The sequence below is a fragment of the Psychrobacillus sp. genome (assembly GCF_056205495.1).
Genome location: NZ_JBAEAP010000601.1, coordinates 1 through 7617 on the forward strand (window position 1 = coordinate 1; position 7617 = coordinate 7617).

At 38.5% G+C, this 7617-nt stretch carries 7 protein-coding genes and 6 tRNA genes; all 13 read right to left on the reverse strand.

Annotation, left to right across the window (positions count from 1 at the left end):
* Positions 1–100 precede the first annotated feature (100 nt).
* The 13 genes from glmM to AC06OU_RS17120 all read right to left on the reverse strand — a co-directional run bounded on the left by glmM (position 101) and on the right by AC06OU_RS17120 (position 7484).
* Positions 101–1453 carry a phosphoglucosamine mutase gene (glmM, locus tag AC06OU_RS17060; RefSeq protein ID WP_475857367.1) on the reverse strand — a complete coding sequence of 451 codons (1353 nt, stop codon included), beginning with the start codon at positions 1451–1453 and terminating at the stop codon, positions 101–103.
* A 35-nt stretch (positions 1454–1488) separates the two neighbouring features.
* A complete protein-coding gene (locus tag AC06OU_RS17065) occupies positions 1489–2772 on the reverse strand; it encodes a CdaR family protein (protein ID WP_475857369.1) in 1284 nt (427 codons plus the stop codon).
* Complete coding sequence (gene cdaA / locus AC06OU_RS17070; RefSeq protein ID WP_475857371.1) at positions 2765–3601, reverse strand: diadenylate cyclase CdaA; 837 nt, start codon at positions 3599–3601, stop codon at positions 2765–2767. The genes AC06OU_RS17065 and cdaA overlap by 8 nt, the downstream gene beginning before the upstream one ends.
* Before the next feature lie 172 nt (positions 3602–3773).
* A complete protein-coding gene (locus AC06OU_RS17075; RefSeq protein ID WP_475857373.1) occupies positions 3774–4421 on the reverse strand; it encodes a zf-HC2 domain-containing protein in 648 nt (215 codons plus the stop codon).
* Positions 4422–4435: 14 nt separating this feature from the next.
* A complete protein-coding gene (gene sigW / locus AC06OU_RS17080) occupies positions 4436–5008 on the reverse strand; it encodes an RNA polymerase sigma factor SigW (protein ID WP_169360614.1) in 573 nt (190 codons plus the stop codon).
* Positions 5009–5184: 176 nt separating this feature from the next.
* Positions 5185–6087 (reverse strand): arginase, encoded by a 903-nt coding sequence (gene rocF, locus AC06OU_RS17085; RefSeq protein ID WP_475857374.1) that lies wholly within the window; start codon positions 6085–6087, stop codon positions 5185–5187.
* A 70-nt stretch (positions 6088–6157) separates the two neighbouring features.
* Positions 6158–6736, reverse strand: a complete 579-nt coding sequence (locus AC06OU_RS17090; RefSeq protein WP_475857376.1) for a GNAT family N-acetyltransferase — start codon at positions 6734–6736, stop codon at positions 6158–6160.
* 133 nt (positions 6737–6869) lie between these two features.
* Positions 6870–6942 (reverse strand) — tRNA-Ala (locus tag AC06OU_RS17095).
* Between the two features lie 18 nt (positions 6943–6960).
* Positions 6961–7035 (reverse strand) — tRNA-Gln (locus tag AC06OU_RS17100).
* A 5-nt stretch (positions 7036–7040) separates the two neighbouring features.
* Positions 7041–7124, reverse strand: a tRNA-Tyr gene (locus AC06OU_RS17105).
* Between the two features lie 20 nt (positions 7125–7144).
* A tRNA-Val gene (locus AC06OU_RS17110) sits at positions 7145–7220 on the reverse strand.
* 108 nt (positions 7221–7328) lie between these two features.
* Positions 7329–7401: transfer RNA gene (locus AC06OU_RS17115), tRNA-Thr, on the reverse strand.
* 7 nt (positions 7402–7408) lie between these two features.
* Positions 7409–7484: transfer RNA gene (locus tag AC06OU_RS17120), tRNA-Asn, on the reverse strand.
* Between the last annotated feature and the right edge of the window lie 133 nt (positions 7485–7617).

A 7617-nucleotide genomic window follows, 5' to 3' on the forward strand; every position in this document is an offset into this window, starting at 1 on the left:
AAAAAAGAATTGTTAGTCAAAATCAACCAATAACTTTAACAAAGCTTTAATATAAAAAAACCCCGACCGTATTTCTACCGGTCAGGGTTATATTATAACTTTAGTCTACTAATCCCATTTCTGCTTTTACTACTTCAACTATACGATTTACATATTTCTCACAGTCTTCAACGCTAGAAGCCTCTACCATTACGCGAACTAATGGTTCTGTTCCTGAAGGACGAACTAACACACGTCCGTTACCAGCCATTTCTGTCTCCACTTCACTAATGATTGCAGCTACTTTGTCATTCTCAGTAACAGCATGCTTATCAGTCACGCGTACATTTACTAGCTTTTGAGGAAAGACTTTCATTTCAGCTGCTAGCTCAGAAAGTTTCTTCCCTGATACCTTCATAATGTTTACAAGCTGTAAGCCGGTTAACAAACCATCACCTGTAGTATTGTAATCTAGGAAGATAATATGACCAGATTGTTCTCCACCTAGGTTGTAGCCATTCTTCTTCATTTCTTCTACAACATAACGATCTCCAACAGAAGTTTTTACACTTGTCATATCATTCGCCTCAAGTGCTTTATAGAAGCCCATGTTACTCATAACAGTAGAAACAACTGTCTTGTTGTTTAATCGTCCTTGGGAATTAAGATACTTTGCACAGATATACATGATTTGGTCGCCATCAACGATGTTCCCTTTTTCATCTACTGCGATAATTCTATCTCCATCACCATCGAATGCTAATCCAACATTTGCTCCCTTTTCAAGAACAAACTTAGCTAAGCCTTCTGGATGTGTAGACCCTACACCATCGTTTATATTCAAGCCGTTAGGTGAAACTCCCATTGTCGAAAGGTCAGCATCTAAGTCAGCAAATACATGAGTACCTAAGGAAGATGTTGCACCATTCGCACAGTCTAAGGCTACATGAATGCCTACGAAGTCTTCATCAATTGATTGCTTAAGATATTGAATGTATTTTTGACCACCCTCGAAGTAATCGGATACGGATCCGACACCACCACCTGTTGGTCTTGGCAATTCATCCTTCTCTGCATCAAGCAACTGCTCGATTTGTTCTTCTTGCTCATCGGTAAGCTTAAACCCATCTGAACCAAAGAATTTGATACCGTTATCTTCCACGGGGTTATGGGAAGCAGAAATCATTACACCAGCATCTGCGCTCATTACACGTGTAAGATAAGCTACTCCCGGTGTACTAATAACACCTAATCGCATTACTTCCACTCCGACAGATAAAAGACCTGCAACAAGCGCGCCCTCTAGCATATGTCCAGAAATACGTGTATCCCGTCCAATGAGTACCTTTGCTCGCTCTTTAGTATCTTTTGTTAAAATATATCCACCAAAGCGACCTAATTTAAATGCTAATTCCGGTGTTAATTCTTCGTTTGCTACACCTCTTACTCCGTCTGTACCAAAATATTTTCCCATTAATCTTCTCTCCTTAATTACCTGTTATCCTGCTTTTATGCGTCTTTTATCATTAATTTTGCTTCGGATTCAGATGTTTGCCATTCTACGTTAGAAGGACCATCAATTTGAATAGGAAGAATTCTTTCACCAACTTCTATGTTTTGTGCATCTACGTAGATAGAAATATCCCCTGACTGAATATCTTTCAGGGCATCTGGAGTTCCTTTGGCCACAACAGAAATTATTCCATTAGTAGGTGTTTCAAAGCTACTAGCTAGCTGTTCTGGTAATCCTTTTACAGCAATCTTCATTTCTGCAAAGGATTTCTCTGTTATCTCATCAGCTGCAGCTGTGTCCTCATCTTCCTTCTCTGCTTCATCCGTACCAGTGGAAGGGGGTGCTGCGCTTGTAACATCTGCTTTTATATCAATTTTATCTTGAGATAATTTTGTGACTCCCTCAGGCACAACCATTTTAACGCTGATTGTCCCAGTGTCTTCAATTTTACTCACATCCACATCGACATTCAACCTATCAATTTTATCAAGAACCGACCTAGGACCATATACCCGCACCTTTTGAGTCGCTGTTGATAGCGCATTAATAGTTAAACCTTCCTTTGGAGTTCCTTTTTTCGAAATCGAGATAGGTACTTCTTTACTGTATTCTTCAACCGTCACTTTAACATTTACAGTTCTCGGCTCGACAGAGACATCAAGCTTATTAAGATCCAAATCAAGCACTCTAACGCTAGCTTCTTGCTCAAAGGACTTATCTATGCCTTTTTCGCTCGAAATGGTTGCTTTTACATAGCCTATAGATTGTATAACACTTTTTGCTCCTGTTACGTTTACTGTTCGAGGTTCTACAGAAGAAGTCATGACATAATTCTCTGCTAACAGGCTTTCATTCATGTCAAGATCTACCCGGAATTCCTGGGTGATTTTTTCTTCAATTACTACATTCACATATACGGGGTCTGTTCGGACTTTTAATTTTTCTGAGAAATTTTCCTGTGATATAGCAACTCTATGTTCGCCCATGGGAAGTTCTCTTAAGTCTACAAACAGCTTGTAGTCCTTCATAATCTTTGCCGAAGTCACAAAGTTTGCAGGGCCTTGTATATTTACATCTACCGTATCTGGGACTCCAGTGACGACTAAATTCTCATCATCATAATAGACTTCTACTGGAACATCCCTTAATACGTCAATTGCGTTGTTGCTAGAGTTCTGATGATCAGATTCCAAATCCGATTTAACGGAAACAAACAGCAATATGGCAAAGGTAAGTGTAACAATTCGCAAAAGCCACGGATTATTCATCATTTTATCCATTTTGTTTCCCCCTCCATCGCCACTTAGAAGGTGTCACTTGCTCCTCAGTTGGACCAAACCAAAGTCTTGTTAAATGATTTTTAAATTCATCCATTGAAAGATTTCGATGTAGGTCTCCGTTAGAAGTAAGGCTTACTGCTCCTGTTTCCTCTGAAACTACAATTGTAATAGCATCTGTGACCTCACTAAGCCCTATTGCAGCTCTATGCCTTGTTCCAAGCTCTTTCGAGATAAAAGGACTTTCAGAAAGCGGTAAGTAACAGCCAGCAGAAACAATCTTATTTTTTTGAACAATAACCGCCCCATCATGTAGTGGCGTATTTGGAATAAAGATATTAATCATTAACTCAGAAGTTAAGTGAGCATTTAAAGGTATTCCCGTCTCAATGTATTCTGTCAATCCAGTCTCTCGTTCGATGGAAATTAAAGCACCAATTCGACGCTTTGCCATATAGCTAACAGACTTGGTCATTGCTTCGATTAGACGAGTCTGCTCTTCTTCCTCTTGGAGAGAACTTCTGGAAAACAATTTCCCCCTACCTATTTGTTCAAGTGCTCTTCTGATCTCAGGTTGGAAAATAATAATAATTGCTAAGAAACCATATGTGATAACTTGATTTAACATCCAGCCAAGTGTATCTAAACCTAGAAAATCAGTTACTACTTTTGCAATGACGATAACAAAGATACCTTTTAATAATTGAACTGCTTTTGTACCTTTAATAAGAGTAATTAATTTATATATAACGAACCATACGAACAAAACGTCTAATATATTGACGATTACGTTCACTGGCATCAAGTTTGTAAATTGTTCCATAAACGACATTGGGCATCCCCCACTTTTTCTCGCAAATCCATATAAAGTAAGTATAACATATTTGAAGTATAGATTTCTCGTTCTAATACTAACGCAAAAAGTCTATCCAGGTTCCTGGATAGACTCCTTTTTTAAAAAGATAGGATAATATATGTGTTTCTCAGGGTATTTATTTCTATTTTTATTCTTCAGTCTTATTGCTTTTAAAGAAAGAGGTAATTTCATTAGCGGTATCTTTTATCGTATACCATAACCAGTCAAATGCTTTGTTAATTTCCTCACTTTTACCTGTAACATTGGCTGTGGAAGCCATATATTTAGAACCGTCGATAATGGACCCATTAATCACCGTTAAATTGCCGTCCAATTCTCCATCAACGCGCACATCACCATTCTTAACTATCAAATCTCCTTTAACGACTTGTCCCTCAGGGATTATAACTGTTTCTCCCTCGACAATAACATTCTCTTGCTTTGTAAATGAAAACTGTTGATCGTTATTATAATTGGAGAAAAGGGCACTACTCATTAAAAGCATAAACATAGCCGCTGCCGTAAGAACAGGATGCTGTCTAAACCATCTGCTTACACCTGTATGAGATTTTTCTTTTGGAAGTCTAGACATAACTGATAGAGTAAAATCATTTGGTGCCTCTACATGAGCTGCTCCTTTTACAAAGGCTACTACATCGCTTAACTCATGCATATGATTGCGACACTCTTGGCACGATTGCAAGTGTGACTTGAGCTCCAGCTCGTGTTCACGACTAATTTCACCATCTAGATATTCATGCATATAGTGAACAATTCGTTCTGGACACGCACTCATCATGATTCCTCCTATTAAAGATTCGGTTGTTTACTTAATTGTTTTCTAAGCGCTTCCCGACCTCGATGTATTCTTGTTTTTACTGTGCCTAATGGGAGATCTAAAATTTCACTTATTTCCTGTAATGATAGTTCCTCCATGTATTTAAGCACTATAGCTGATCGATACTTATCTGGAAGACGACTGATCTCATATTGAATTCTATCTTGTAGCTCTAGTTTCATCAATTCTTCCTCAGGAAGTTCGTCAGAGGCAGCTATTTGAGAATACATGTCGAGACCTTCCGTACCTTTTACTTCTGCATCTAAATAATAATCAGGCTTTTTTTTACGTATACGATCAATACATAAATTGGTAGCAATACGATACAGCCACGTAGAAAATTTTCTTTTTTGATCGAATGTATGAATATTTATATAGGCCCGGACAAATGCCTCTTGTGCTATATCTTCAGCTTCGTGACGATTGCCAAGCATTCTATAACAAACTTGGAAAAGCCTATTTTGGTAAAGGTCGACAATCTCCGCGAATGCGTCTTTATCTCCTTTAAGTACTTGTTTTATTCTTTTGTTAACTATCGCATCCATCGTGTGATTTTCCCCTCCGCTCTATGCGGCTGTCTCTACCTATACGTAAGAAGGATTCAACAGGTTTCATTTTTTTATATTATTTTAATTTTATCAAATATTTCCTGTGTTGTGTTGTTAAAAAAAAAGAAAAAGCTGACAATTAGCCTGCTTTTCCTAAAATACTAATAAAACTATTATATTAAGCTTTCTCCAAATAATGACCCCATAAGTGCGACTGCAGTATCAGCTGTTTTATTTTTCTCATCGAGAATAGGATTTACTTCTACAAATTCAGCAGATGAAATTAAATGAGAGGAATAAAGCATTTCCATAGCTAAATGACTTTCACGATAGCTTATACCTCCTGGTACAGGCGTTCCAACTCCAGGTGTATATAGCGGATCTAATCCATCTAAGTCAAGAGACAAATGCACACCATCCACTTTACGTTCCAGGAAGTAAGTTATCGTTTGATTCATAACCTCGGTCATCCCTAGCTTATCTATTTCATGCATGGAGAAAACTTTAATGCCTTTTTCTCTAATCAGTTCTCTTTCTCCCGGGTCCACAGAGCGGGCACCAATTATAACTATATTCTCAGGTTTAATCTTCGGTGCAAATTCACGTATGTTTACTAGATCCTTGTGACCTAAGCCTATGCTTACGGCTAATGGCATACCATGAATATTGCCCGATGGAGAAGTTTCAGCTGTGTTTAAGTCTGCATGAGCATCGTACCAGATAACCCCTAGGTTTTCGTATTGATCAGAAAGGCCTGCTAATGTACCGATAGCTATACTATGATCTCCACCTAGGACAAGAGGGAAATCCCCTGCCTCTACGACCGCATGCACTTTATTCGCAAGAGATGTATTAGCTTCAATTACTTGCTCTAAATTTCTTAAGGTAGTAGATGATTCTTTTTTTCTAGTCTGACTGATTAAAATATCCCCTTCATCCTTCACCGTATGACCAAGGTCAGTTAAGCGTTCCACTACCCCAGCGTAACGAATTGCACTTGGCCCCATATCTACCCCACGTCTATTTTGGCCAAGATCCATAGGAACCCCTATAATTGTTAGATTTAATTTATTCATTATTTTATACCCCCTTTAGTTCATACACTTATTGTAATTCCTTAAAGGCAGTTGGCTCAACTCAGCATTTTCATGTATATTTATTCATTAATAATTGAAGATATTTTTTTGTTCCTGCCCATTCTTCATTTACAATCGAATATAAAACCGCGTTTCTGACGGTCCCGTTGGATCTCACACGTTCGTTCCTTAACACACCTTCCTTGATGCCCCCAATTCTTTCAATAGCTCGCTGTGACGGTAAGTTTAATTCGTCGGTTTTAAACTGTACACGAATCATCCCCAGCGTCTCAAAGCAATGCTGAAGCATCAAAAACTTACAGGTCGTATTTACATGAGTTCGTTGAAATGCCTTTCCGTAAAAAGTTGAGCCAATTTCACAGGAACGGTTTACTTGGTCTATCCCATTAATCCTAGTCGTCCCGATTATGTTCTTGGTATTTGTATGTTCTACTACATAAGCAATTGCCGTTTGTTGAACGTTCATTTGATCAATACCTGTTTGCAGCCAAGCCTCTAGCTCGTCTTTATTTTCTACCTTATGTAGCATATATTCAAATATACTAGGCTCATACAACTCACATAGTAATGGTATATCACTTTTCGTTAATAGTCTTAACGTAACATCCCCAAGAATTAAGCTTTCCATTTCATCTCACAACCCCTTCTCTTTTTTCTAATTATATCGGAATGTAGAAGTTATTTTCTTATATATTTTAAACACAAAAAAACTCTTTTCAATTGAATGAAAAGAGTTCAGTATACACACATTAGAATTAAAATGGAGCCTAGCGGGATCGAACCGCTGACCTCCTGCGTGCAAGGCAGGCGCTCTCCCAGCTGAGCTAAGGCCCCATAATAGATAATAGAAAATGGCTGGGGTACCTGGATTCGAACCAGGGCATGACGGAATCAAAATCCGTTGCCTTACCGCTTGGCTATACCCCAAAAACTGGTGGAGGGGGACGGATTCGAACCGCCGAACCCTAAGGAGCGGATTTACAGTCCGCCGCGTTTAGCCACTTCGCTACCCCTCCAGGCTATTATAAAAACTTTATGGTGGAGGATGACGGGCTCGAACCGCCGACCCTCTGCTTGTAAGGCAGATGCTCTCCCAGCTGAGCTAATCCTCCAAAACAGTAATCCTCTTTAAAAACCGGACAATTAATAGTTTAGCATAAGTATAACTTCAAAACAAGCACTTTTTTATGTATTTTCCCTACTTTTATGTAAAATAGAAAAGCTTCCAACCGGATTTGAACCGGTGACCTCTTCCTTACCATGGAAGCACTCTACCTACTGAGCTATGGAAGCATAAAAATGGCTGCGAAGGTAGGAGTCGTACCTACGACCAATCGGTTAACAGCCGATTGCCCTACCACTGAGCTACTTCGGAACGTTCTTATTATTTAAAGTACAAATATAATTATAACAAGTATACTTTAAATTTCAAGCTTAATTTAGGTATTTTTCCAATGAAATATTCAAGGTTCCAATATATAGAAATTACCATCTTTTTGAATGATATTC

What these genes read in the sequence shown, in the direction of transcription:
- glmM (WP_475857367.1), bottom strand. Translation starts at nt 1,453, where the DNA reads ATGGGAAAATATTTTGGTACAGACGGAGTAAGAGGTGTAGCAAACGAA.
- AC06OU_RS17065 (WP_475857369.1), bottom strand. Translation starts at nt 2,772, where the DNA reads ATGGATAAAATGATGAATAATCCGTGGCTTTTGCGAATTGTTACACTT.
- cdaA (WP_475857371.1), bottom strand. Translation starts at nt 3,601, where the DNA reads ATGTCGTTTATGGAACAATTTACAAACTTGATGCCAGTGAACGTAATC.
- AC06OU_RS17075 (WP_475857373.1), bottom strand. Translation starts at nt 4,421, where the DNA reads ATGAGTGCGTGTCCAGAACGAATTGTTCACTATATGCATGAATATCTA.
- sigW (WP_169360614.1), bottom strand. Translation starts at nt 5,008, where the DNA reads ATGGATGCGATAGTTAACAAAAGAATAAAACAAGTACTTAAAGGAGAT.
- rocF (WP_475857374.1), bottom strand. Translation starts at nt 6,087, where the DNA reads ATGAATAAATTAAATCTAACAATTATAGGGGTTCCTATGGATCTTGGC.
- AC06OU_RS17090 (WP_475857376.1), bottom strand. Translation starts at nt 6,736, where the DNA reads ATGGAAAGCTTAATTCTTGGGGATGTTACGTTAAGACTATTAACGAAA.